The organism is Streptomyces venezuelae ATCC 10712, assembly GCF_008639165.1.
Classification (GTDB): Bacteria; Actinomycetota; Actinomycetes; order Streptomycetales; family Streptomycetaceae; genus Streptomyces; species Streptomyces venezuelae.
In genome coordinates this window covers 5,279,322-5,301,420 of the sequence record NZ_CP029197.1, presented here as the reverse complement: position 1 = coordinate 5,301,420, position 22,099 = coordinate 5,279,322, and the positions used below count along the sequence as shown (strand labels likewise).

At 71.6% G+C, this 22,099-nt stretch carries 25 protein-coding genes; 13 read left to right on the top strand and 12 right to left on the bottom strand.

What is annotated here, in order from left to right; all coding sequences use genetic code 11:
- Nucleotides 1-483: 483 nt before the first annotated feature.
- Nucleotides 484-1,020, bottom strand: a complete 537-nt coding sequence (locus DEJ43_RS24695) for a hypothetical protein (RefSeq protein WP_145953717.1) — start codon at nucleotides 1,018-1,020, stop codon at nucleotides 484-486.
- A 201-nt stretch (nucleotides 1,021-1,221) separates the two neighbouring features.
- Here DEJ43_RS24695 and DEJ43_RS24690 point away from each other — a divergent pair, with 201 nt between their 5' ends.
- Together DEJ43_RS24690 and DEJ43_RS24685 are read left to right on the top strand one after the other, a co-directional pair.
- Nucleotides 1,222-1,809 carry an immunity 21 family protein gene (locus tag DEJ43_RS24690; RefSeq protein WP_015036110.1) on the top strand — a complete coding sequence of 196 codons (588 nt, stop codon included), beginning with the start codon at nucleotides 1,222-1,224 and terminating at the stop codon, nucleotides 1,807-1,809.
- 113 nt (nucleotides 1,810-1,922) lie between these two features.
- A complete protein-coding gene (locus DEJ43_RS24685) occupies nucleotides 1,923-2,309 on the top strand; it encodes a VOC family protein (protein ID WP_015036109.1) in 387 nt (128 codons plus the stop codon).
- A gap of 3 nt (nucleotides 2,310-2,312) precedes the next feature.
- Here DEJ43_RS24685 and DEJ43_RS24680 read toward each other — a convergent pair whose 3' ends face one another.
- Genes DEJ43_RS24680 through DEJ43_RS24670 form a run of 3 tightly spaced genes read right to left on the bottom strand, consistent with a single transcriptional unit; the run spans nucleotide 2,313 to nucleotide 4,158 of the window.
- Nucleotides 2,313-2,696, bottom strand: a complete 384-nt coding sequence (locus DEJ43_RS24680) for a VOC family protein (protein WP_015036108.1) — start codon at nucleotides 2,694-2,696, stop codon at nucleotides 2,313-2,315.
- A 5-nt stretch (nucleotides 2,697-2,701) separates the two neighbouring features.
- Nucleotides 2,702-3,193 (bottom strand): GNAT family N-acetyltransferase, encoded by a 492-nt coding sequence (locus DEJ43_RS24675; protein ID WP_015036107.1) that lies wholly within the window; start codon nucleotides 3,191-3,193, stop codon nucleotides 2,702-2,704.
- The gene (locus tag DEJ43_RS24670; RefSeq protein ID WP_181399434.1) at nucleotides 3,190-4,158 is read right to left on the bottom strand and encodes a LysR family transcriptional regulator; all 969 of its coding nucleotides are present in this window, start codon (nucleotides 4,156-4,158) and stop codon (nucleotides 3,190-3,192) included. Before DEJ43_RS24670 ends, DEJ43_RS24675 begins: the two co-directional genes overlap by 4 nt.
- 198 nt (nucleotides 4,159-4,356) lie before the next feature.
- On the opposite strand from DEJ43_RS24670, the gene snpA reads away from it, so the two are divergent.
- The gene (gene snpA, locus DEJ43_RS24665) at nucleotides 4,357-5,001 is read left to right on the top strand and encodes a snapalysin (RefSeq protein WP_015036105.1); all 645 of its coding nucleotides are present in this window, start codon (nucleotides 4,357-4,359) and stop codon (nucleotides 4,999-5,001) included.
- Nucleotides 5,002-5,132: 131 nt separating this feature from the next.
- On the opposite strand, the gene DEJ43_RS24660 is transcribed toward snpA, so the two are convergent.
- Nucleotides 5,133-5,552, bottom strand: coding sequence for a DUF6304 family protein (locus DEJ43_RS24660; protein WP_015036104.1), 420 nt, complete (start codon nucleotides 5,550-5,552; stop codon nucleotides 5,133-5,135).
- 423 nt (nucleotides 5,553-5,975) lie between these two features.
- On the bottom strand, nucleotides 5,976-6,557 hold the full coding sequence (locus DEJ43_RS24650; RefSeq protein ID WP_015036102.1) for a dihydrofolate reductase family protein: 582 nt from the start codon (nucleotides 6,555-6,557) through the stop codon (nucleotides 5,976-5,978).
- A gap of 124 nt (nucleotides 6,558-6,681) precedes the next feature.
- Here DEJ43_RS24650 and DEJ43_RS24645 point away from each other — a divergent pair, with 124 nt between their 5' ends.
- Nucleotides 6,682-7,257 (top strand): TetR/AcrR family transcriptional regulator, encoded by a 576-nt coding sequence (locus tag DEJ43_RS24645; RefSeq protein ID WP_015036101.1) that lies wholly within the window; start codon nucleotides 6,682-6,684, stop codon nucleotides 7,255-7,257.
- A gap of 27 nt (nucleotides 7,258-7,284) precedes the next feature.
- On the opposite strand, the gene DEJ43_RS24640 is transcribed toward DEJ43_RS24645, so the two are convergent.
- The gene (locus tag DEJ43_RS24640; RefSeq protein ID WP_385884747.1) at nucleotides 7,285-8,328 is read right to left on the bottom strand and encodes a family 2 encapsulin nanocompartment cargo protein polyprenyl transferase; all 1,044 of its coding nucleotides are present in this window, start codon (nucleotides 8,326-8,328) and stop codon (nucleotides 7,285-7,287) included.
- A 106-nt stretch (nucleotides 8,329-8,434) separates the two neighbouring features.
- Nucleotides 8,435-9,850 (bottom strand): family 2B encapsulin nanocompartment shell protein, encoded by a 1,416-nt coding sequence (locus DEJ43_RS24635; RefSeq protein WP_015036099.1) that lies wholly within the window; start codon nucleotides 9,848-9,850, stop codon nucleotides 8,435-8,437.
- A gap of 251 nt (nucleotides 9,851-10,101) precedes the next feature.
- Between DEJ43_RS24635 and DEJ43_RS24630 the strand changes: the two genes are divergently transcribed.
- Entirely contained in the window at nucleotides 10,102-10,692 is a 591-nt protein-coding gene (locus DEJ43_RS24630) for an N-acetylmuramoyl-L-alanine amidase (protein ID WP_015036098.1), read from the top strand.
- An 82-nt stretch (nucleotides 10,693-10,774) separates the two neighbouring features.
- The gene (locus DEJ43_RS24625) at nucleotides 10,775-11,809 is read left to right on the top strand and encodes a 1-aminocyclopropane-1-carboxylate deaminase/D-cysteine desulfhydrase (protein ID WP_015036097.1); all 1,035 of its coding nucleotides are present in this window, start codon (nucleotides 10,775-10,777) and stop codon (nucleotides 11,807-11,809) included.
- Here DEJ43_RS24625 and DEJ43_RS24620 read toward each other — a convergent pair.
- Complete coding sequence (locus DEJ43_RS24620) at nucleotides 11,785-13,380, bottom strand: Na+/H+ antiporter (RefSeq protein ID WP_015036096.1); 1,596 nt, start codon at nucleotides 13,378-13,380, stop codon at nucleotides 11,785-11,787. The two genes, DEJ43_RS24625 and DEJ43_RS24620, sit on opposite strands and share 25 nt — an antisense overlap.
- 39 nt (nucleotides 13,381-13,419) lie before the next feature.
- Here DEJ43_RS24620 and DEJ43_RS24615 point away from each other — a divergent pair, with 39 nt between their 5' ends.
- From DEJ43_RS24615 to DEJ43_RS24605, 3 genes are all read left to right on the top strand, one after another.
- Nucleotides 13,420-13,680 carry a UBP-type zinc finger domain-containing protein gene (locus DEJ43_RS24615; RefSeq protein ID WP_015036095.1) on the top strand — a complete coding sequence of 87 codons (261 nt, stop codon included), beginning with the start codon at nucleotides 13,420-13,422 and terminating at the stop codon, nucleotides 13,678-13,680.
- A gap of 344 nt (nucleotides 13,681-14,024) precedes the next feature.
- Nucleotides 14,025-14,438 (top strand): ATP-binding protein, encoded by a 414-nt coding sequence (locus DEJ43_RS24610; RefSeq protein ID WP_015036094.1) that lies wholly within the window; start codon nucleotides 14,025-14,027, stop codon nucleotides 14,436-14,438.
- Nucleotides 14,435-15,469, top strand: a complete 1,035-nt coding sequence (locus tag DEJ43_RS24605; protein ID WP_015036093.1) for an RNA polymerase sigma factor SigF — start codon at nucleotides 14,435-14,437, stop codon at nucleotides 15,467-15,469. Before DEJ43_RS24610 ends, DEJ43_RS24605 begins: the two co-directional genes overlap by 4 nt.
- A gap of 5 nt (nucleotides 15,470-15,474) precedes the next feature.
- Here the strand turns inward: DEJ43_RS24605 and DEJ43_RS24600 are convergent, their stop codons facing one another.
- A complete protein-coding gene (locus DEJ43_RS24600; protein WP_015036092.1) occupies nucleotides 15,475-15,894 on the bottom strand; it encodes a hypothetical protein in 420 nt (139 codons plus the stop codon).
- A gap of 109 nt (nucleotides 15,895-16,003) precedes the next feature.
- Between DEJ43_RS24600 and DEJ43_RS24595 the strand changes: the two genes are divergently transcribed.
- Both DEJ43_RS24595 and DEJ43_RS24590 read left to right on the top strand, forming a co-directional pair.
- Nucleotides 16,004-16,972: a diacylglycerol/lipid kinase family protein gene (locus DEJ43_RS24595; RefSeq protein ID WP_015036091.1), complete on the top strand. Its 969-nt coding sequence runs from the start codon at nucleotides 16,004-16,006 to the stop codon at nucleotides 16,970-16,972.
- Nucleotides 16,973-17,290: 318 nt separating this feature from the next.
- A complete protein-coding gene (locus tag DEJ43_RS24590) occupies nucleotides 17,291-17,548 on the top strand; it encodes a WhiB family transcriptional regulator (protein WP_003953983.1) in 258 nt (85 codons plus the stop codon).
- A 177-nt stretch (nucleotides 17,549-17,725) separates the two neighbouring features.
- Here DEJ43_RS24590 and DEJ43_RS24585 read toward each other — a convergent pair whose 3' ends face one another.
- Entirely contained in the window at nucleotides 17,726-19,192 is a 1,467-nt protein-coding gene (locus DEJ43_RS24585) for a sensor histidine kinase (protein ID WP_041662856.1), read from the bottom strand.
- 390 nt (nucleotides 19,193-19,582) lie between these two features.
- Nucleotides 19,583-20,182, bottom strand: coding sequence for a TetR/AcrR family transcriptional regulator (locus DEJ43_RS24580; RefSeq protein WP_015036089.1), 600 nt, complete (start codon nucleotides 20,180-20,182; stop codon nucleotides 19,583-19,585).
- Between the two features lie 82 nt (nucleotides 20,183-20,264).
- Here DEJ43_RS24580 and DEJ43_RS24575 point away from each other — a divergent pair, with 82 nt between their 5' ends.
- Entirely contained in the window at nucleotides 20,265-21,059 is a 795-nt protein-coding gene (locus DEJ43_RS24575; protein ID WP_015036088.1) for an SDR family oxidoreductase, read from the top strand.
- A 194-nt stretch (nucleotides 21,060-21,253) separates the two neighbouring features.
- Nucleotides 21,254-22,039, top strand: coding sequence for a glucosamine-6-phosphate deaminase (gene nagB / locus DEJ43_RS24570; protein WP_015036087.1), 786 nt, complete (start codon nucleotides 21,254-21,256; stop codon nucleotides 22,037-22,039).
- Nucleotides 22,040-22,099: the final 60 nt, after the last annotated feature.

Sequence of the window (22,099 nt, the reverse complement as noted above, 5' to 3'; positions counted from 1 at the left end):
TTAGCTGGCTACGTTCCTATTTCTTACGTTATGACCAATATGATGCTGGTCGTTCCACTCGCCGGGTTCACATCAGACAGCGGAGGATCGCCTTGAGGGTGCGGGCGCCTGGCTCAGGATGCATCGACGTCGCTGCTATTTCGTAAGCGCTCGGAGTCCGCACACAGTCCGCAGGACACCCAATCAGGACCGTCGCACCCCATCGCCAGTCAACAGCAAAAGGCCAGGTCAGCGACCTACAGGAGAGATCCCCGCAGGTCACCGACCCGGCCCGTTACTAGGAGACGAAGAAGGCCTGATCTCCGCCTGGGCGTCCTGACCCGCGGTTCCGCGGGCCACGTCGCCCACCTGTCCGCACCCGGACCGCAGGCCGCCGAGCACGGCGTCCATGACGGCCCGGGTGCGGTCTTTTTCCCGGGGCCGGAGGTGCGCGTGGATCCGCGGCTCGGGCACGGCTTCGCGGAACCGTGGAGCCGTCGGATTCTAGAGCGCGCCGAGGGTGAACTCGTCGATCGACGGCCGGTAGCTGGTGATGCCGGTCGTTCCGCAGGCGACGCTGAGCTCCAGCCAGCTGCTCGTGGTCAGGCCGGTCGCACGTGGCGTGCCTCCGAGGAACGGACCGCTCGTGACAGAGCCTCCTTCGAGGGTGAAGGAGTGGGTATCGCCACGGAACGTCGCCCCGTTGATGACCGAGGTGCTTCCGTCGTTCCAGTTGATCGTCACCTTGGCGTTGCCCGGGCCGAACGGGGTGGGGCACTCGGCCTCGAGCGTCGTTTCGACACGTGCCATGCCGGTGGTGATCTCCGGGTGCTCGGCCGAGGTGCACGGACCCAAGTCGCCGTAGCCCACGAGATGCACGCTCTGCTTACTACGGGTGATACCGGGGTTGGCCCGCAGGGAGAGACTGCCGTCACGACAAGAGATGCCGCCGGCCTCGGCCGGTGCCGTGGCGGAGGCTGTGGCGAGGGGGACGAGCGCGAGAGAGGCGGCGGCCACTGCTGCGAGAAGGCGGGTACGCACTTCGGTGTCTCTTTCCTCTTCGGGACCTGGACGACCGGGCTCCGTCGAGCCCGCTGCGGTACAACGATGTCTCCCGGCGCTGAGCGACGCATCGATCCGACGTCCCAAGAACCCGACTGCCGGCAATCACCCACCCACTCGGCTGACTGTCCGACGCCTGACGCCGGCGGCGTTGTCGGTGCCTGAGGGCACACTGCCGCTATGAGACCCTCCTCGTCCGTCGCAGCCGAGACGCCACACGCACCCTTTGACTGGGTGGAGTCGATGGGCGGTCCCTTGATCGTCATTCCCGTCTCCGCGCTGGACGCATGGCGTGGGTGTACAGAGAGCGGGATGGTCGTGGGGGACGGGGTCGATCCGGACGACTACGACAGGGCCTGCGCGGTGGACGATCTGGCTGGCGCGATCGCCGTCGGCAAGGATGGGACGGAGGCGCTGGTCCTGGGGGACGAGCCCGCCACGACCTGTTACATGGCCGAGCACCGTGCCTTCCTCCGCTGGCTCGCCGCCGACTCCGAAGCCGGGCTCAAGGCCGCGGCCGAAGCTGTCCTCGCAGATCCCGCCACCCAGTGGGAGGAGTGCGGGACGTGGATCACGGACGGTCCCGCTGTACTCATGGATTCCGCCGAAGCCGGTGCCGAGCTGAACGTGGAGTATCCGGGTGGTGGGCTTCCTCCGCAGGCAGGAGTCGCGCTGCCCCCTGGCCGCTGGAGGGTCCGCGCCGTCCACACCGAGGCTGACGAGGAGAACTGGGTTGGTCTCGTGCAGCTTCTGGCCGTCGCGGACTGACGCGTCGTCTCGTTCTCGCTGGGTCTGGCCGTCGGACGGCCGTATTTCTTTGGGGACTTGGGAAGATCGACTTAGACTCGCCACCCAACCACCACCAGAACGGGGATCACGCCATGCGCGTCAAGGCTTTCGACCATCTTGTGCTCAATGTGACCGACGTCGAGAAGGCGCTCGCGTTCTACACCGGGACGTTGGGGCTTGCGCCCGAGCGGGTGGAGGAGTGGCGGGAGGGGAAGGTGTCGTTCCCGTCCGTGCGGATCGACGAGGGCACCGTGATCGACCTGTTCTCCCGTCCGCGCGGTGAGTCCAACGTCGACCACATCTGTCTCGTCGTGGACCCCCTCGACTGGCAGGAGGTCCTCGACGCCGGGACGCTCGACGTCATCGAGGGTCCCGTCCCGCGCTGGGGCGCGCGTGGTTCGGCGCAGTCGGTGTACGTCAAGGACCCGGACGGGAACACCGTCGAGCTGCGCTGGTACCCGCAGGACGCCGAGGCATAGGTCTCAGAGGGGCTGGAGCCGGCGGCGCAGGAGGCAGAACTCGTTGCCCTCGGGGTCGGCGAGGACGTGCCAGCTCTCGTCGCCGGTCTGGCCGACGTCCGCCGGCCGGGCGCCGAGTGCGAGCAGCCGCTCCAGTTCGGCGTCCTGGTCCCGGTCGGTGGCGTTCACGTCGATGTGCAGCCGGTACTTCCCGGTCGACGGGGCGCTGTTCGCGCTGAGGACGAGGGTGGGCTGGGGTCCGCCGAAGCCGACGCCGGGCGGTCCGATCTCGATGCTTCCGTCGTCCTCCCGGCCGAGTTCGACGTAACCGAGGACGTCGCTCCAGAAGGCGGCGAGCCGTTCGGGATCGGCGCATTCGAGGACCAGTTCACTGATGCGGCATGCCATGCGCGTCAGTGTAGGGAAGGCGCGCCGTCCGGGTGGGCCGTCGGCAGGGTGTAGCGGCGCTTCTCCTTCGACGTGGCACCCAGACGGTCGTAGAAGCGGATCGCGCCCTCGTTCCACACGGGCGTCTGCCACTGGATCTCGGTGAGGCCCAGGGCGTGCGCCTCGGCGCGGACCGCCGCCATCAGGAGGGCGCCGAGGCCGTGGCCCCGGGAGGCCTCCGTCAGGTAGAGGCAGTCCATGTGGAGGTACTCCACGCCGTCCCAGGTGGAGAGCTCCGGCGCGCAGGTGGCGTACCCCGCGAGGGTGCCGTCGGGCAGCACGGCGACCAGGCAGCGCAGCCGGGGCCGCCCGGGACCGAAGAGGAGGCCCGCGAGCCGGTCACCGAGGCCGGGGGCGGGCGGCGCCGCCTTCTCGTACGCCGCGTGCTCGGCGACGAGTTCCACGACCCTGGGCAGGTCCTCGGGGTGTGCGTGCCGTACCGCCGCGTCTTCGTTCATGCCGTCATCATGCACGGTCCCACCGGCAGTTCCGCCGCGGTCCCCTGGCGGCGGAGCCACTCGCGGTACGGGGCCGCTCGCAGGGCCACCTCCCGGTAGGCCGCCGCGAGTTCCGCGTACAGCGTGTCCAGGGGCGCGCCGGGCCGGGCGTACAGCAGGAGCCGGACCGCGAGGGGGTCGCCGCGCAGTGGGCGGACCGCCATGTCCTCGCGGGGGACGGAGGTCGGCTGGCAGGGGGCGACGGCCTCGCCGAGGGCGATGAGGGAGGCGGCCGTGTGGTAGTCGCCGTGCAGCAGCGGCGGGTCGATCCCGGCCGCGTCCAGGACCCGGCGGAGGCCGTCCCACTCGCCGTCGACGGTCGGGTCGACCATCCAGTGGTCGGTGGCCAGGTCGGCCAGGTCCACCACGGGCCGGGCGGCGGCCGGGTGGTCGCGGGCCAGGGAGACGAACTGCGGTTCCCGGTCCACCAGGACCCGCCCGTCGAGGCCTTCGGGGACCCGTAACGGGCAGCCCTCCACCTCGTGCACGAAGGCCACGTCGAGCTGTCCGCCGGCGACGCTCCGCAGCAGCGCGTTGGCGGAGACGTCCATCCGGAGGGCGATGTCCGTGCCGGGCAGCCGTTGGCGGAGCCGGCGGAGCCAGCCGGGGAGCGCCCGGCTCGCCGTGGAGCCGACCCGGAGTCCCTGCCCGCCGGTGCGGGCGGCCGCGGCGCGGGTCTCGTCGACGAGCGCGGCCATCCCGGCGACGAGCGGGCGGGCCCTGCTGAGCAGGGAGCGGCCGAGCGGGGTGGGGCGGCAGCCGGTGCGGCCGCGGGAGAAGAGCTCGGCGCCCAGGGAGTTCTCTATCCGGCGCAGCTGGGTGGTCAACGACGGCTGGCTGACGCCGAGTTGACGGGACGCCTTGTGCAGGCTGCCCGTGTCCGCGATGGCGCAGAGCGCGCGCAGGTGTCTCACCTCCAGCTCCATGCCCCGAGGGTAGGACGGCGCCCTGGCTCGCACCAGATACCCGGAATCCCTCAATCACCTTTGATTACAAGGTAGTTGGGGGACAAGCGGGTCGTAACGGTCGGCGGTGATGCGCTGAGGCTATCGGCGGTTGACATCATTCCCGTACGCCCCGGCTCCCCCGAGACTCTCTCCAGTCCCCTAGAGGAGGAGCCCCCCATGCGTCACCCCAAGGTCCTCACCTCCGCCCTGACCGCCACCCTCGGTCTCGGCCTCGCCCTGTCCCTCGGTACGGCCCCGGCGACCGCCGTCGCGACCGCGCCGGCGGGCAACGCCGCCGTGGCGTACGCCGGTTCGGCCGAGGAGGCCAAGGCGAACCAGGCCTTCTTCGACGCCGTCGTGAAGTCGGTGGCGAAGAAGCGGGCCGCCACTCCCGGCGCGGCCGCCGTCACCGTGGTCTACAGCGCCGCCAACGCGCCGAGCTTCCGCACCCAGATCGCCCGCTCGGCCCAGATATGGAACAGCTCGGTGGTGAACGTCCGCCTCGTCGAGGGCAGCAACCCGGACTTCGCCTACTACGAGGGCAACGACTCCCGTGGCTCGTACGCGAGCACCGACGGCCACGGCAGCGGTTACATCTTCCTCGACTACCGGCAGAACCAGCAGTACAACTCCACCCGTGTGACCGCCCACGAGACCGGGCACGTCCTCGGGCTGCCGGACCACTACAGCGGTCCGTGCAGCGAGCTGATGTCGGGCGGCGGCCCGGGCACGTCCTGCCAGAACGCCCAGCCGAACGCCCAGGAGCGCTCGCGCGTCGACCAGCTGTGGCGGTACGGTCTCGCCTCCGCGTTCAAGAGCTGAGCGGTCTCCTGACGTACGACGGCGGCGCCCCCTCCCCGGGGCGCCGCCGTCCTCGTTCCTGTCGTTCAGACCGCCTGGCCTCGTCGCACGGGCCGCCCGGTCCTGTCGTGCGGGCCGCCTGGTCCTGTCGTTCAGGCCGCCTGGAGCAGCCTGCGGCCGAAGTCCGCGCCGGGCGGGAGCTGGCGCCGGACCCGTTCCAGGGCCCCGTCGAAGTCCCCTCCGGCGACGCACGCCTCGAAGGCCGCACCGCCGTAGTGCAGCGTGAGGCTGAGGTCCGGGCGCTCACCGAGCGTCAGCAGGCAGCTCAGCGTGGCCTGCTGGGTGACGCCGTCCGTGACGACGGGAAGCGGCAGGTCCCACTCCAGGACACAGCCGGTGAGGGGCTGCCCGTCCCCGTCGGTGGTGCTGAGCGCGGCGAAGCCCTCGCCCGCGTACTCGATCCCCCTGATCCGGGTGGCGACGTGCCGCCCGTCGGCCGTGATGACGATCGCTTCCGCGCCGCTGCGGTCCCGGTACCAGCCGGTCCAGATTTCCGTCGACTCCGATGACATGCGCGGACTGTAGCGGTATGACCGGCTCCGGCGCGCGTCCGGTCACCCAGCGGCCGGACTTCTCCCGATCTCGTCGTTTGTGCCGGTCACCTGCGTGCTCGCGGCTTCCGTGATCGGGGCTTCCGCGCCTGCGGCATCCGCGATCGGGGATTCCGCGCCCGCCCGCGTGTCCGTCTCAGTGTCCGTCCCTGTCACGGCGTCCGGGACCGCGTCCTCGTGGAGCGGGCAGTCCGGATTGCGGCAGGGCTGCAGTTCCCACTCCGGCACCCAGGCCCCGAGGACCTTGTGCCGGGTGGCAGTCGTCGCCCGCCGCTGCCCGCAGGCCGGACACCGGTGCTCGGCCCGGGGGTCGCGCGTCGTGCGTGGCACCTCGTCACCCATGCATCCAGGGTAGGACGCCCCGCGCGGGAGCGCTTCTCGCCGCTACCGCTTCCTGGAGTACGTACGGACGAACGCGCCGTTGCCGAAGACGCGCAGGTCGTTCAGCTCGAAGTCGCGGGGCTCGAAGCCGGCGCCGAACATCGGCATGCCGCTGCCGTACACCTGGGGGTACGTCTTGATGATCAGCTCGTCGATCTCGTCGATGAGCTCGCCGGCCACGGCGGAGCCGCCGCAGAGCCAGATGCCCCGCGGGCTGTCCTCGGCCTTGAGCTCGCGGACGCGGCCGACGAGGTCGCCGGTGATCAGCTCCACGTTGCCGTCGGGGGACTCCGTCAGGGAGCGGGTGGCGACGATCTCCCGCAGGTGCCCGTACGGGCTGGTGATGCCCATGTCCAGGGCGAGCTGGTACGAGTTCCGGCCCTGGATGACGGTGTCGAACCGCTTGTTGTCGGCGGTGACCCCGAGCGCCTCGCGGCCCTGCGCCGCGATGGTCTCCGGGTACTCGCCGGTCAGGAACTCCAGGAACTCGGCGTCGACGAACCGGTACATGGAGGTGGCATCGCCCTGCGGGTCACCGATGAAGCCGTCGATGGAGCAGGCGATGAAGTACGTGAGCTTGCGCAAGCCGGTCCTCTTCCACTACGGATCGTGGCTGCGATCGCAACCACGACGGTTATAGTGCTTCAGTTGTAGTGGTTACGCAAGCCCTCTTTTCGAGAAACCTCGAAAGATCCGAAGGGAGCACGACATGGCGAGAAACCCGGAGCGCCGTACGACCCTGCTCGACGCCGCCGTCCAGGTCCTGGCGGACGAAGGTGCCCGCGGGCTGACCTTCCGCGCGGTCGACACCCGCGCCGGGGTCCCCACGGGCACCTCGTCCAACTACTTCCGCGACCGCGACCAGATGCTCTCCCAGGTCGCCGACCGGATCTTCGCCCGGCTGACGCCGGCGCCCGAGGACATCGACGCGGCCCTGCTGCCGCCGCCCAGCCGGGCCCTGGTCGTCGAGCTGATGCGCCAGGTCGCCCAGCGGCTCGCCGCCGAGCGCAGCTGCTACCTCGGGCTCTTCGAGCTGCGCCTCGAAGCGGTGCGCAGGCCCGAGCTGCGGACCCAGCTCACCAAGGTGCTCCGGGCCGACCTCGACCTCAACATCCGGCTGCACGTCGGCTCCGGGATGCCCGGGGACGCCGACACGGTGCGGCTGCTCTACTTCGCCCTCACCGGGCTGCTGTTCGACCACTTCACGGTCCCGGATCTGCACGGCGACCGGGACCTCGACGAGCTGATCGAGACCGTGGTCACCCGCATCGTCCCCGGGGAGTGACGCGGACCCCCGACGGGCGCCCGGCCCTCAGCGCGTGCGCCGGGTGACGAACTCCGCGAGCGCCAGCATGTCCCCCGCCGCCGCCAGATCCGGGACGGCCCGCGCCAGGTGCTCGACGGCCCGGCCCATCCGCTCGGCCGCCTGGGCCTGCGCCCAGTCGCGGCCGCCGGCCCGCTCGACCGCGTCCGCCGCCGCGCGCACCGCCGCGGCGTCGAGGGCCGGCCGGGCGTACAGCTCGGCCAGCTCCTCCCCCGCCGCCGTCCCCGAGGCGAGCGCCGCCACCACCGGGAGCGACTTCTTGTGGGCGACGAGGTCGGCCCCGGCGGGCTTGCCCGTACGGTCGGGGTCGCCCCAGATCCCGATGAGGTCGTCGATCAGCTGGAAGGCGAGGCCGGCCTCCCGGCCGAAGGCGTCCATCGCGGCGACCTCCTCCTCCCCCGCGCCCGCGTACAGCGCGCCGATGGCGCAGGAGGCGCCGAGCAGCGCACCGGTCTTGGCGGTGGCCATGGCCAGGCACTCGTCGAGGGAGACCTCGCGCGGTCCGCGCTGCTCGAAGGCGCAGTCCGCCTGCTGCCCGGCGCAGAGCTCGATGATGCAGGCGGCCAGACGCGCCGAGGCGGCGGCCGAGGCGGGGTGCGGGTCCTCGGCGAGCATCCGCAGGGCGAGCGCGCTCATCGCGTCACCGGCGATCAGCGCGTCCGGGACGCCGAACACGGTCCACGCGGTGGCCCGGTGACGCCGGGTCACATCCTCGTCGACGATGTCGTCGTGGAGCAGGGTGAAGTTGTGGGCGAGCTCCACCGCAGCCGCGGCCTTCACGGCCGGGGCCTCCTCGGCGCCGAGCGCGCGGGCCGCCGCGAGCACCAGGGCGGGCCGGATCGCCTTGCCCGGCTGCTCGGCGGCCGGGCTGCCGTCGGCGTGCTCCCAGCCGAAGTGGTACATCGCGACCCGCCGTATCGAACCGGGCAAGGTCTCGACGGTCGAGCGCAGTTGGGGATGGACGGCCGTCCGCGTCCGGTCCAGGAGCCGCACGGCCCCCTGACCGTCGGTGGCGGCATCCCCGCCGGCAATGGTCACGGTCACTTCCTTCGTATCCTCCGGGGCGGTGCTGCGCGGCGTCGAGCCGGAAGCGCCCGGGGGCGGGAGGGTTCGGTCCCCGCCCCCGGGCGCCGTGGGCTCAGCGCCAGCGGCTGACCTCGACGTTCTCCAGGACACCGAGGGCGTCGGGGACGAGGATCGCCGCCGAGTAGTAGGCGGTGACCAGGTAGGAGATGATCGCCTGCTCGTCGATGCCCATGAAGCGGACGGAGAGGCTCGGCTCGATCTCGTCGGGGATGCCGGTCTGGTGCAGACCGATGACGCCCTGGTCCGCCTCGCCGGTGCGCATGCAGATGATCGAGGTGGTACGGGCCTCCGAGACCGGGATCTTGTTGCACGGGTAGATCGGCACCCCGCGCCAGGTCGGGATGCGGTTGCCGTTGATGTCGATCGTCTCGGGCACCAGACCGCGCTTGTTGAGCTCGCGGCCGAAGGCGGCGATGGCGCGCGGGTGGGCGAGGAAGAGCTTGGAGCCCCGGCGGCGGGAGAGCAGCTCGTCCATGTCGTCGGGGCTCGGGGCGCCGTCGTGGGGCTGGAGCCGCTGAGCGTAGTCGCAGTTGGTGAGGAGGCCGAACTCCTTGTTGTTCACCAGCTCGTGCTCCTGGCGCTCACGGAGCGCCTCGACCGTGAGCCGCAACTGCTGCTCGGTCTGGTTCATCGGCTGGTTGTAGAGGTCGGCGACGCGGCTGTGCACCTTCAGCACCGTCTGGGCGACGCTCAGCTCGTACTCGCGGGGCGAGGCGTCGTAGTCGACGTACGTGTGCGGGACGACGGCCTCGCCGACGTGGCCCGCGGAGAGGTCGATCTCGGCCTCGCCGTACCGGTTGGTCCGCTGGTGGGGCAGCGCGGCCACGGTCGCGAGGTGGGCGGCGAGCGAGCCGGCCCGCTCCGCGAGGTTCCGCACGTCGTCCCGGGTGAGTTCGAGGACCGTACAGGCGGTGGCGGCGCGGGCGGACCACTCCCAGGTGGCGTCCGGGTCGACGAGGGCGACGTCGCCGAAGTAGGCGCCGTCGGCGAGGACTCCGAGGACGGCCTCGTCGCCGTACGGCCCCTCGCCGATCTGCTCGATCCTGCCGTGCGCGAGGAGGTGGACCCGGTCGGTGGGCTCGCCCGCGACGGCGATGACCTCGCCCGCCGCGTACTCCCGCTGGCGGCAGCGGGCCGCGAGCTCGGTGAGGGCCTCCTCGTCCTCGTAGCCGCGCAGGACGGGGAGCTCGCCGAGTTCGGCGGGGATGACCGCGACCCGCTCACCGGTCTGGACGAAGGTGACCCTGCCGTCCCCGACCGAGTAGCTGAGCCTGCGGTTCACCCGGTACGTACCGCCCTGCACCTGGACCCACGGCAGCGCCCGCAGCAGCCACCGTGAGGTGATCTCCTGCATCTGCGGCGCCGACTTGGTGGTCGTGGCGAGGTTCCGCGCGGCGGCGGTGCCGAGACTCTGCTGCGGGGCCTGCTGCTCCGCGCGGACCTCGTCGCCAACCGAACCAACGGACATGGAACTCCCTCTCGTATGACTGAGTTGCGAGAGAAGCCTTTCAGCACGCACCGTGTCGGCGCCATTACACATTCGAGTGGGACTGTTCGACGATCTTCGGGGCATGTCACGTGATTTCCATCCGAACAGCGGAACCCGCCCCGTCACTCCGTCACTGTCCGGATTTATTCGCTTACGCTCCGAACACACGGCGGAAGAGCGGCGGACTCCGGTACTCCGGAAGCCCACCCCGCCCCAGAAGGGAGCCGGTCATGTCCACCCCCATGTCCGCGAAGAGGTTCCTCGACGCGCTGCGCGACGAGGGCCTCTCGGTCGTCCAGGTCGGCGAATGGTCCACCCACAACCGCAACCACAAGGGCCCCTGGGGCCCCGTGCACGGCGTGATGATCCACCACACCGTGACCCGCGGCACCGCGAACACGGTCCGGCTCTGCCGGGACGGCCACGCGAACCTGCCGGGCCCGCTCTGCCACGGCGTGATCGCGAAGGACGGCAAGGTCCACCTGGTCGGGTTCGGCCGCGCCAACCACGCGGGTGCCGGTGACGACGACGTGCTCAGGGCCGTCATCGCCGAGAAGGCGCTGCCGCGCGACGACGAGGCCAGCACCGACGGGAACCGCCACTTCTACGGCTTCGAGTGCGAGAACCTCGGCGACGGCGAGGACCCGTGGCCGGCGGTCCAGCTGGAGGCCATCGCGAAGGCGGCGGCCGCCGTGTGCCGGGTCCACGACTGGACGCACCGCTCGGTCATCGGACACCTGGAGTGGCAGCCGGGGAAGGTGGACCCGCGCGGCTTCACGATGGCCTCGATGCGCGAGCGGGTCGCCGACCTGCTGCGCTGACACACGAGACGCGCCGGCCCCGACCGGGCACACCGGCTGCGGCCGGCGCCCGGGCTCGCGCCCACGCGCGGACAATGGCCGGGTGAACGCGTTCGACCTCTCCCGACTGCGACCCCGGCTCCCCTCGCCCCTGGAGCCGGTGGAGGACGAGCGCTTCGCCCGGCGCGGGCTCACCCTGCTGCTCAAGCGCGAGGACCTCATCCATCCCGACCTGCCGGGCAACAAGTGGCGCAAGCTCGCGCTCAACCTGGAGGCGGCGGAGGGGCGGCCGGTGCTCACCTTCGGCGGGGCCTACTCGAACCATCTGCGGGCGGTGGCGGCGGCCGGCCGGCTCCTCGGTTTCGCCACGGTCGGGATCGTGCGCGGCGACGAGCTGGCCGGGCGGCCGCTCAACCCCTCGCTCACGCGGTGCGCGGCCGACGGGATGCGGCTGGAGTTCGTGGACCGGGCCACGTACCGCGCGAAGAACGACCCGGCCACGCGCGCGCTGCTCCTGGAACGAGCCCCGGCCGGCGCGTACGTGGTGCCGGAGGGCGGCAGCAACGCCCTGGCCGTCCAGGGGTGCGTGGAGCTCGGCCGCGAGCTCGCCGGGGCGGCGGACGCGGTGGGGGTCGCCGTGGGCACGGGAGGCACCCTCGCGGGCCTCGCGGCCGGTCTAGGGCCCGGGCAGCGGGCGCTGGGTTTCCCGGTCCTCAAGGGCGGCTTCCTCGGCGAGGAGGTACGCGCCCTCCAGGAGGCGGCGTTCGGCGGGCCGCGTGGGGAGTGGACGCTGGACGAACGGTTCCACGGCGGGGGGTACGCGCGCGTGTCACCCGCGCTGGAGGCCTTCGCACGCGACTTCGAGGCGCGGCACGGACTCGCCATCGAGCGGCTGTATGTGGCCAAAATGCTGTACGGCCTGACGGCCCTGGCGGAGGAGGGCGTGTTCCCCGCGGGCACGCGGCTCGCGGCGGTGATCACGGGCGCCCCGGACGCGCCCCCGAGCGACGGGGCACGCCCGAGCGGCGCGTCCCCGGGTGGCAGGGCACGCCCGAGCGGCGCGTCCCCGGGCGACCGGGCACGCCCAAGCAGCGCGTCCCCGGGTGACGGGGGTCAGCCGGCGGACTCCTCGCGGTAGGCCGCGGCCTCCTCCAGGTCGAGCCGCCGGAGCAGGGTCCGCATCATCTCGTCGTCGATCCGCCGTGCGTCGCGCAGCTGCACGAAGACCTCGCGCTCGGCGTCGATCATCTCCCGCGACAGCCGCCGGTAGGTGTCGTCCGCCGTCTCGCCGGTGACCTCGTTGACGGCGCCGAGCCGCTCCCAGACGGCGTTGCGGCGACGTTCCAGGACGGTGCGGAGCCGGTCGGCGAGGGGCTTCGGCAGTGCGTTGCGCTCGTCGGCGAGGAGCTCGTCGAGCCGCTCCTCGGCGGCCCGCGAGGCCTCGCTCTGGGCCTGCGCCTCGGCCAGCGTCTCGGCGTACGCGTCCTTGCCCGGGAGCTTCAGGAAGCGGATGAGGGGCGGCAGGGTGAGGCCCTGCACCACCAGGGTGCCGATGACGGTGGTGAAGGTGAGGAAGAGGACGAGGTTGCGGGCCGGGAACTCGATGCCGTCGGTGACGACGGGGATGGAGAAGGCGATGGCGAGCGAGACCACTCCGCGCATCCCGGCCCAGCCGACGACGAGCGGCGCCCGCCAGTCCACCTCGGGTTCCCGGTCGCGGATGCGGGCGGACAGCCGGGGCAGGAACGTCGCGGGGTAGACCCAGACGAAACGGACGACGACCACCGCGACGAAGACCCCGATCGCGTACCAGACCGCCTCTCCGATGCCGTACTGCCCGAGGCCCCGGACGACGAACGGCAACTGGAGGCCGATCAGGGCGAAGACGGAGGACTCCAGGACGAAGGCGACCATCTTCCACACGGCCTCCTCCTGGAGCCGGGTCGCGAAGTCGACCTGCCAGTTGCGGTGTCCGAGGAAGAGCCCGACCACGACGACGGCGAGGACTCCGGAGGCGTGGACCTCCTCGGCCGCCGCGTAGGCGACGAAGGGGATGAGGAGCGAGAGGGTGTTCTGCAGGAGGGAGTCGCCGAGGCCACGGCGCAGCCAGTGGATGGGGACCATCAGGACGAGGCCGACGCCGATGCCGCCGACGGCCGCGAGGGCGAACTCGCCGAGGCCGCCGGCCCAGCTGATGCCCTCGCCGACGGCCGCCGCGAGGGCGACCTTGTACGCGGTGATGGCGGTGGCGTCGTTCACCAGGGACTCGCCCTGGAGGATGGTGGTGATCCGGTTCGGCAGCCCGAGCTTGCGGGCGATGGCGGTCGCGGCGACCGCGTCCGGCGGGGCGACGACCGCGCCAAGCACGAGGGCGGCGGTGAGCGGCAGATCGGGCACGAGGACGTACGCGAGCCAGCCCACGGCCACGGTGGCGAAGAGGACGTACCCGACGGAGAGCAGCGCGACGGGCCGGATGTTGGCCCGCAGGTCGAGGTACGAGGAGTCGACGGCGGCCGTGTAGAGGAGCGGGGGCAGGATCAGCGGCAGCACGATGTGCGGGTCGAGGGTGTAGTCCGGGACGCCGGGGACGTACGCGGCGGCGAGGCCGACGGCCACCAGGAGGAGGGGGGCCGGCACGGGTGTCCTCCGGGCCAGGCCCGCGATCGCGGCGCTCGCCGCCACCAGTGCCACCAGCTGCAGTGCGTCCATGCCCGTCCCCGTCTCGTCCCGCAACGTAACCTGGCCATCATGAGCGAGTGCCCGCACGTTGCCGAAATGCCGCGCCCCGAACCGGCGCCGCTGGCCGACACCTGCCCCGAGTGCCTGGCGGACGGTACGCATCCGGTCCAGCTCCGGATCTGTCTGAGCTGCGGGCACGTGGGCTGCTGCGACTCCTCGGTGGGGCGGCACGCGACGGGGCACTTCACGACGACGGGGCACCCGGTGATGCGGACCTTCGAGCCGGGCGAGGCCTGGCGCTGGTGCTTCGTGGACGGGGCGCTGGTCTAGGACCCCGGGCCGAAACGGCGGGCCGCGGGCCGGCCGGGCCGATCGTACGACCGTCCGGCGATTCGGCCGTTCGACGATTCGCCCGCCTTCCGGTTGGGTACGTCACCCCTCCGCCGGTCGCTCGGTTCCGGCTCCCGCAGACCCCTACCCACCGTCCGCACCCATGGGCCTACCATGGGTGACGACCGGTGGCCGGGGGGCCGTTGGGGGCGGGGGCTCACGGCGACACGGCGGGACGGATCGCGATAGCGTCACGGCGGACTGCGCAGCCCCCTGCGTACCGCCCGGTTCGGGGGCCTCTCCCCCCGAGCCCCGAATGAGCTTGTGCCACCTTGGAGGTGAGGGTGTCCCAGATCGCAGGCGAGCCCGGGACCCAGGACTTCGTGGAAGTCCGGCTGCCCGCTGCGGGTGCCTATCTGTCCGTGCTGCGTACGGCCACGGCCGGCCTCGCGGCGCGCTTGGACTTCACCCTCGACGAGATCGAGGACTTGCGGATCGCGGTCGACGAGGCCTGCGCCATCCTGCTCCAGCAGGCCGTGCCGGGGTCCGTCCTCAGCTGTGTCTTCCGGCTGGTCGACGACTCCCTCGACGTGACCGTCTCCGCCCCGACCACCGACGGCCGGGCGCCCGAGCGGGACACCTTCGCCTGGACGGTGCTGTCGGCGCTGGCCGGGAAGGTGGAGTCGTCGGTGGCCGAGGACCGGACGGTCTCGATCAGCCTGTACAAACAGCGCGGCGCGGGGCCAGGCCCGGCGTGAGGCGCGGGGACGCGACGGCCGGCTTCCCTGAGCAGCAGGCACGGCCGTATGAGGTCGCTACGGAGCAGGCGGACCAGATGAGCGAGCACGAGCAGCACCACGAGGTTCCCGAGACACCAGGTGTCTCCGAGGCCCCCCGGGGCCCCGCGAGTGCGGTCTCCTCCCCCGGGGCGGGCGAGGCGGACGGTGCGGGCGGTGCGGTCGCGGAGGCGGCGAAGCCCGCCGACGAGGCCGGGGCCGACGAGGTCCCGGACGAGCCCCCCGCCGTCCCGGACCCGCACGACCGGAGCGGCGCCCGCGCCCTCTTCGTCACGCTGCGCGAGCTGCCCGAGGGCTCCCCGGAGAAGGCGGAGCTCCGCAACCAGCTGGTGCGGATGCACCTGCCGCTGGTCGAGCACCTGGCCCGGCGCTTCCGCAACCGCGGCGAGCCGCTGGACGACCTGACCCAGGTGGCGACGATCGGGCTGATCAAGTCCGTGGACCGGTTCGACCCGGAGCGCGGCGTCGAGTTCTCGACGTACGCGACCCCCACGGTCGTCGGGGAGATCAAGCGCCACTTCCGTGACAAGGGCTGGGCGGTGCGGGTGCCGCGCCGGCTCCAGGAGCTGCGGCTCTCGCTGACCACGGCGACGGCCGAGCTCTCCCAGCAGCACGGCCGCTCGCCGACGGTGCACGAGCTGGCGGAGCGGCTCGGGATCTCGGAGGAGGAGGTCCTGGAGGGTCTGGAGTCGGCGAACGCCTACTCGACGCTCTCGCTGGACGTCCCCGACACGGACGACGAGTCGCCGGCGGTGGCGGACACGCTCGGCGCGGAGGACGAGGCCCTGGAAGGGGTCGAGTACCGCGAGTCGCTCAAGCCGCTGCTGGAGGACCTGCCGCCCCGGGAGAAGCGGATCCTGCTGCTTCGCTTCTTCGGGAACATGACCCAGTCGCAGATCGCGCAGGAGGTCGGCATCTCGCAGATGCACGTGTCCCGGCTGCTGGCGCGGACCCTGGCGTCGCTTCGGGAGAAGCTTCTGGTCGAGGAGTAGGGGGCCTAGACGGAGTCCTGGCCGGGGCGGCGGATGCCGAGCGCCTCGGTCGTGGCCGGGTTCACCAGAAGGACGAGCCCGGCGACGGCCAGGACGCCGAGGACGATTCCGGCCGGGATCATCGCGCTGTTCGCCTGGAGCATCTGCCAGGCGACCGGCAGGGCGAGGATCTGGGTGATCACGGCCGGGCCGCGGCTCCAGGAGCGGCGCAGCCAGAGCCCGCGGGCGGCGGCGAGCGGGATCAGACCGAGTGCGACGAGCGTCACAGCGCCGGTCACCGCGCCGGTGAGGTCGCCGGACGTCCCGGTCAGGGCGTCCACCAACATGTACACGCCACCGGCGACGAGTCCGAGGGCCTCGATACCGGCCACGACCGCCGCGGCGGTGAGGCGGACGGGTCGGGGGGTCTGCTCCGCACTGCTCATAGAGGGCAGGGTAGCGGGGGCGCGGCGGCGCGGCCGAAGCCGGTCGAGCCCCGTCCGCGGACCGGGCTCGGCTGGGCCCGGGTACCGCCGGGTAGGTACCCTGGCGCTCATGCGCGCACTTCTCGTGGTCAATCCGGCAGCCACCACCACCAGTGCCCGCACCCGTGACGTCCTCATCCACGCGCTGGCGAGCGAGATGAAGCTGGAGGCGGTCACCACCGAGTACCGGGGGCACGCGCGCGACCTGGCCCGGCGGGCCGCGGACTCCGGGACGATCGACCTCGTGGTGGCCCTCGGCGGCGACGGCACGGTGAACGAGGTCGTGAACGGGCTGCTGCACGGCGGGCCCGATCCGGACCGGCTGCCCGGCCTCGCGGTGGTGCCCGGCGGCTCGACGAACGTGTTCGCCCGGGCGCTCGGACTGCCGAACGACGCCGTGGAGGCGACCGGCGCGCTCCTCGACGCGCTGCGTGAGCGCCGTGCACGCACAGTGAGCCTCGGGCTGGCCTCGGGGACGCCGGGCACGGAGGACGAATCGGTCCCGGCCCGCTGGTTCACCTTCTGCGCCGGTCTCGGTTTCGACGCGAGTGTCATCGGCCGGGTCGAACAGCAGCGGGAGCGCGGGAAGAGATCCACCCACGCCCTCTACCTCCGCCAGGTGGTGCGGCAGTTCCTGGAGGAGCCGAACCGCCGGCACGGCACGATCACCCTGGAGCGGCCCGGCGCGGAGCCGGTCGAGGACCTGGTGCTCTCCATAATCTGCAACACCTCCCCCTGGACCTACCTGGGCAATCGTCCGGTGTACGCGTCCCCGGAGGCGTCCTTCGAAACGGCGCTCGACGTGCTCGGACTGCGCCGTCTTTCCACTCCGGCGGTGGCCCGGTACGCCACTCAGCTGCTCACCTCGACCCCGGAACGAGGGCCGCGCGGCAAGCATGCGGTGTCTCTGCACGACCTGACCGACTTCACCTTGCATTCGAAGGTCCCCCTCCCCCTGCAGATGGACGGAGACCACCTGGGACTGCGTACGAGCGTGACGTTCACAGGCGTTCGCCGTGCACTGCGTGTGATTGTGTGAGTGGAAGGGCCCAAAGTCCTTTCACTCGAACGTTTAGGCGCGCATCCACCCCTTAGAAGTACGGCTGTGACCTAGCCGACACCGAGGAATCAAAAAAAACTTTCCGGAAGGGGTTGTATCCGTTGCTGGGGTTTGGGAGTCTCTTCTTGGCGATCGGGACGGCCCGCAACACCGGCCTCCACTGAGAGCCAGAACCCCTCCTCAGTCTTAGGACCACACCAGTTGATCTGGCAGTCGGCCCTTCCCTTGCGGGGGGATTCGTGAAAGCGTTCACATTCACAAGCAACCAGCTTGTAACACCCTAGAGAGGTAGCAGCCATGGACTGGCGTCACAACGCCGTTTGTCGTGAGGAAGACCCCGAGCTGTTCTTCCCCATCGGCAACACCGGTCCTGCGCTGCTGCAGATCGAGGAAGCCAAGGCCGTCTGTCGCCGCTGCCCCGTCATGGAGCAGTGCCTGCAGTGGGCGCTCGAGTCCGGCCAGGACTCCGGCGTCTGGGGTGGCCTCAGCGAGGACGAGCGCCGCGCGATGAAGCGCCGCGCCGCTCGCAACCGGGCGCGTAACGCCAGCGCCTGACGCCCACCGACAGCCTGAGGCCGGCGGCGCATACATCGCGTATGCATTCACCGCTCTTGAGCCGCAGCGCGCAGCAGTAACCCACAGCATTCGAGCCCCGGACCGACTCCTTCGGTCCGGGGCTCGCTGCTGTTCGGGCCCGGCCGGTCACTTCTGCGGCTGTACGGGCCCGGCCGGTCACTTCTGCGGCTGTACGGGAATGTCGAGGACCACCTTCGTGCCGCGCTCGGCGCCCGGCAGCATGTCGAAGGAACCGCCCAACTCCCCTTCCACCAGGGTCCGTACGATCTGCAGGCCGAGGTTGCCCGCCCGCTGCGGGTCGAAGCCCTCGGGCAGACCGCGGCCGTCGTCCTGGACCGTGATCAGGAGCCGGGCGTCGGTCCGGGAGTCGCCGCGCACGGCCGTGACCTCCACCGCACCCTCGTCGCCCGGAGCGAACGCGTGCTCCAGGGCGTTCTGCAGGATCTCGGTGAGGACCATCGAGAGCGGGGTCGCGACCTCGGCGTCGAGGATGCCGAAGCGGCCGTTGCGCCGGCAGGTGACCTTGCCCGGGGAGATCTCGGCGACCATCGCGATCACCCGGTCGGCGATCTCGTCGAACTCCACCCGCTCGTCCAGGTTCTGGGACAGCGTCTCATGGACGATCGCGATCGAACCCACGCGCCGCACGGCCTCGTTGAGGGCCTCGCGGCCGCCCTCGGAGTCCATCCGGCGGGCCTGGAGGCGCAACAGGGCGGCCACCGTCTGGAGGTTGTTCTTCACCCGGTGGTGGATCTCCCGGATGGTGGCGTCCTTGGTGATCAACTCGCGCTCGCGGCGGCGCAGTTCGGTGACGTCCCGGAGCAGGACGAGCGAACCGATGCGGGTGCCCTTGGGCTTGAGCGGGATCGCCCGCAGCTGGATCACCCCGCCGTTGCCCTCGACCTCGAACTCGCGCGGCGCGTAGCCGGAGGCCAGGGTGACCAGTGCCTCGTCCACCGGCCCCCGGGAGGGAGCGAGTTCGGCGGTGATCTGGCCCAGGTGCTGGCCGACGAGGTCGGCGGCCAGGCCCAGCCGGTGGTACGCGGAGAGGGCGTTGGGCGAGGCGTACTGGACGATGCCCTCGGCGTCGAGGCGGACGAGCCCGTCGCCGGCCCGCGGCGAGGAGTCCATGTCGACCTGCTCGCCGGGGAAGGGAAAGGTCCCGGCCGCGATCATCTGGGCGAGGTCGGAGGCCGACTGGAGGTAGGTGAGCTCCAGCCGGGAGGGGGTGCGGACGGTCAGCAGGTTGGTGTTGCGGGCGATGACGCCGAGGACCCGGCCCTCACGGCGCACCGGGATGGACTCGACCCGTACCGGGACCTCCTCGCGCCACTCGGGGTCGCCCTCGCGGACGATCCGGCCCTCGTCGAGGGCGGCGTCGAGCAGCGGACGGCGGCCGCGCGGCACCAGGTGGCCGACCATGTCGTCCTGGTAGGAGGTGGGGCCGGTGTTCGGCCGCATCTGGGCGACGGAGACGTACCGCGTGCCGTCGAGGGTCGGGACCCAGAGGACGAGGTCGGCGAAGGAGAGGTCGGAGAGCAGCTGCCACTCCGACACCAGCAGGTGGAGCCACTCGAGGTCCGAGTCGCTCAGGGCGGTGTGCTGGCGCACGAGGTCGTTCATGGAGGGCACGGTGCGAGCGTACCCGCGGAATAAAGGGGCGGTGAACCTGGATCTCCGGCGCTCCGTGCTGGAGGATGGGCCAGGAAGCACCGCGTTCCTGTGGATGGACAGACAAGAATGGTCTAGTCCACAATGAACGCAATAGACCTCCATCCTCCCCGCACAGGAGGATGGAACGAGGTACCCGACGCTCTCTGCCCTGACTGCGTCGAGACCTCCCACACGGCCGAGGGACCGCACACCCCCGGCCGGAGCAAACTCCGGGCTGCGGTGCCGGGCGGGCTGAGGGTCCCGCCGGGCGCCGCGGCCCGCGGGTGTTTCCGGGGCCGTTCCGCGGGTGCGGTGGCCGTTCCGCGGGTGCGGGCCCCGACCGGCCGGCCGGGCCGGGCCTCACTCCGCCGCGGGCCAGGACCGCATGGCCCACTCCGCCACGGCCGCCAGTTCCTCCTTCGTCGCCCCGTCGCGGGCCTGCTGGGACATGCCCTGGAGGACGGCGCCGCTGAACCGGGCGAGGGCCCGGGCGTCGGTGTCGGCCGGCAGCTCCCCGGCGTCGACGCCCTGGTGTATCCGGGTCTCGAAGGAGGCCAGGTTGCGATTTCGGCGCTCGCGCAGGGCCTCCTCGACCTCGGGGGTCGAGCAGTTGATCGCGGCGGAGATCATCAGGCAGCCGCGGGGGTGGCCCGGCTCCGTGAAGAGCTCGGCGGCCTCGGCCAGGACCCGGCCGATGGCGCCGCGGGCGGTCGGCTCCTCCGCGAAGGCCCGCCCTCCGTACGCGCCGTACGAGCCCGCGTAGACCTCGACGACCTCCTCGAACAGCGTCTTCTTGTCGCCGAAGGCGGCATAGAGGCTGGGGGCGCTGATGCCCATGGCGCGGGTGAGGTCGGCGACGGAGGTCGTCTCGTAGCCGTGCTCCCAGAAGGCCATGGTCGCCTTCTCCAGGGCCGTGGGGCGGTCGAAGGAGCGGGGTCGGCCACGCCGTGTCGTCACCATGGAGTGAATTCTATAGCGGGTGCTACGGAAGTGGGGTACGGTCATTCCATAACGACCGCTACAGAATGAGGGGGGCGTCGCCATGGGCGTGCTCGGGCTCGACCGCAGGACCACGGGGGAGACGACGGGGAGGCTGGCCGGAAGGACCGCACTGGTGACGGGCGGCAGCCGGGGCATCGGGAGGGGAATCGCCGAGCGGCTCGGCCGGGACGGCGCGCGGGTCGCGGTGCACTACGGCTCCAACGAGGCGGCGGCCAAGGAGACGGTCGCGGCGATCGAGGCGGCCGGCGGCGAGGCCTTCGCGATCGGGCAGGAGCTGGGGGTCCCGGGGGACGCGGAGGCGCTGTGGGCGGCGTTCGACGCCCACGCCGACGGCCTGGACATCCTGGTGAACAACGCGGGGATCGGGGCCTCCGCCCCGTTCGCGACGATCACCGCCGAGGAGTACGAGCGGATCTTCGCGGTCAACACCAGGGCACCCTTCTTCCTCGCCCGGCTCGGCGCGGAGCGGCTGCGCGACGGGGGCCGGATCGTGAACGTCTCGACGGGCCTCTCGCACGCGGCGGTGATGCCGGACCTGATGGCGTACGCGATGTCGAAGGGCGCGCTGGACGTGTTCACCCGCTATCTGTCGAAGGTGCTGGGCCCGCGCGGGATCACGGTCAACGCGGTGGCGCCGGGCATCGTGGACACCGACATCAACGCGGGCTGGCTGCGGGGGAACGACGAGGCCTGGGCGGGGGCGGAGGCGATGTCGGCGCTGGGCAAGGTCGGCACCCCGGAGGACATAGCGGACGTGGTGGCCTTCCTCGCCTCGCACGACGGGCGCTGGATCACCGGGCAGTGGATCGACGTGACGGGAGGCTCGCTCGCCTGACCAGTGGGGCGCGGGGGGTTCGAGTGGCTGGTGGGGCCGGGGCGGTCGACGATGGAGGCGGCGCGGGCGTACCGGGGGCGTCCGGGGTGCGGAACGGCATGAGGGGAAGGGCCCTCCTCTGCTAGATTTGGACTTAGATTGGTCTATACCACACGGCTCCTCCCCCAGCCCCTCACCAGATCGGCAGGCACAGCGTGGAAGTTGTCATCGTCAAGGACGCCAAGGCGGGCGGCGAGCTCATCGCGGACGGCATCGCCGACCTCCTGCGCCGCAAGCCCGACGCGCTGCTCGGCGTGGCCACGGGCTCGACTCCGCTGCCCATCTACGACGCCCTGATCGCCCAGGTCTCGGCCGGCTCCGTGGACGCCTCCCGCGCCCGGATCGCCCAGCTGGACGAGTACGTGGGCCTGCCCTCGGGTCACCCCGAGTCGTACCGCTCCACCGTGCTGCGCCAGGTCGTCGAGCCGCTCGGGCTCTCCCCGGAGGCCTTCATGGGCCCCGACGGCTCCGCCGAGGACGTCCTGGCGGCCTGCGAGGCCTACGACCGGGCGCTGTCCGAGGCCGGCGGCGTGGACCTCCAGATCCTCGGCATCGGCACCGACGGGCACATCGGCTTCAACGAGCCGTGCTCCTCGCTCGCCTCCCGCACCCGGATCAAGACGCTCACCGAGCAGACCCGCGTGGACAACGCCCGCTTCTTCGACAACGACATCGAGCAGGTGCCGCACCACGTCATCACCCAGGGCATCGGCACCATCCTGGAGGCCCGTCACCTGGTGCTGCTCGCCACCGGCGAGGGCAAGGCCGAGGCCGTGGCGCAGACCGTCGAGGGTCCCGTCGCGGCGCTCGTGCCGGCCTCCGCGCTCCAGCTGCACCCGCACGCCACGGTCGTGGTGGACGAGGCCGCCGCCTCCAAGCTGAAGCTCGCGGACTACTTCCGCCACACCTTCGCCAACAAGCCCGCCTGGCAGGGCATCTAGGACCGGACGCGAGAAAAGGGGCCCGGCACCTGGATCAGGTGCCGGGCCCCTTCCTCGTAC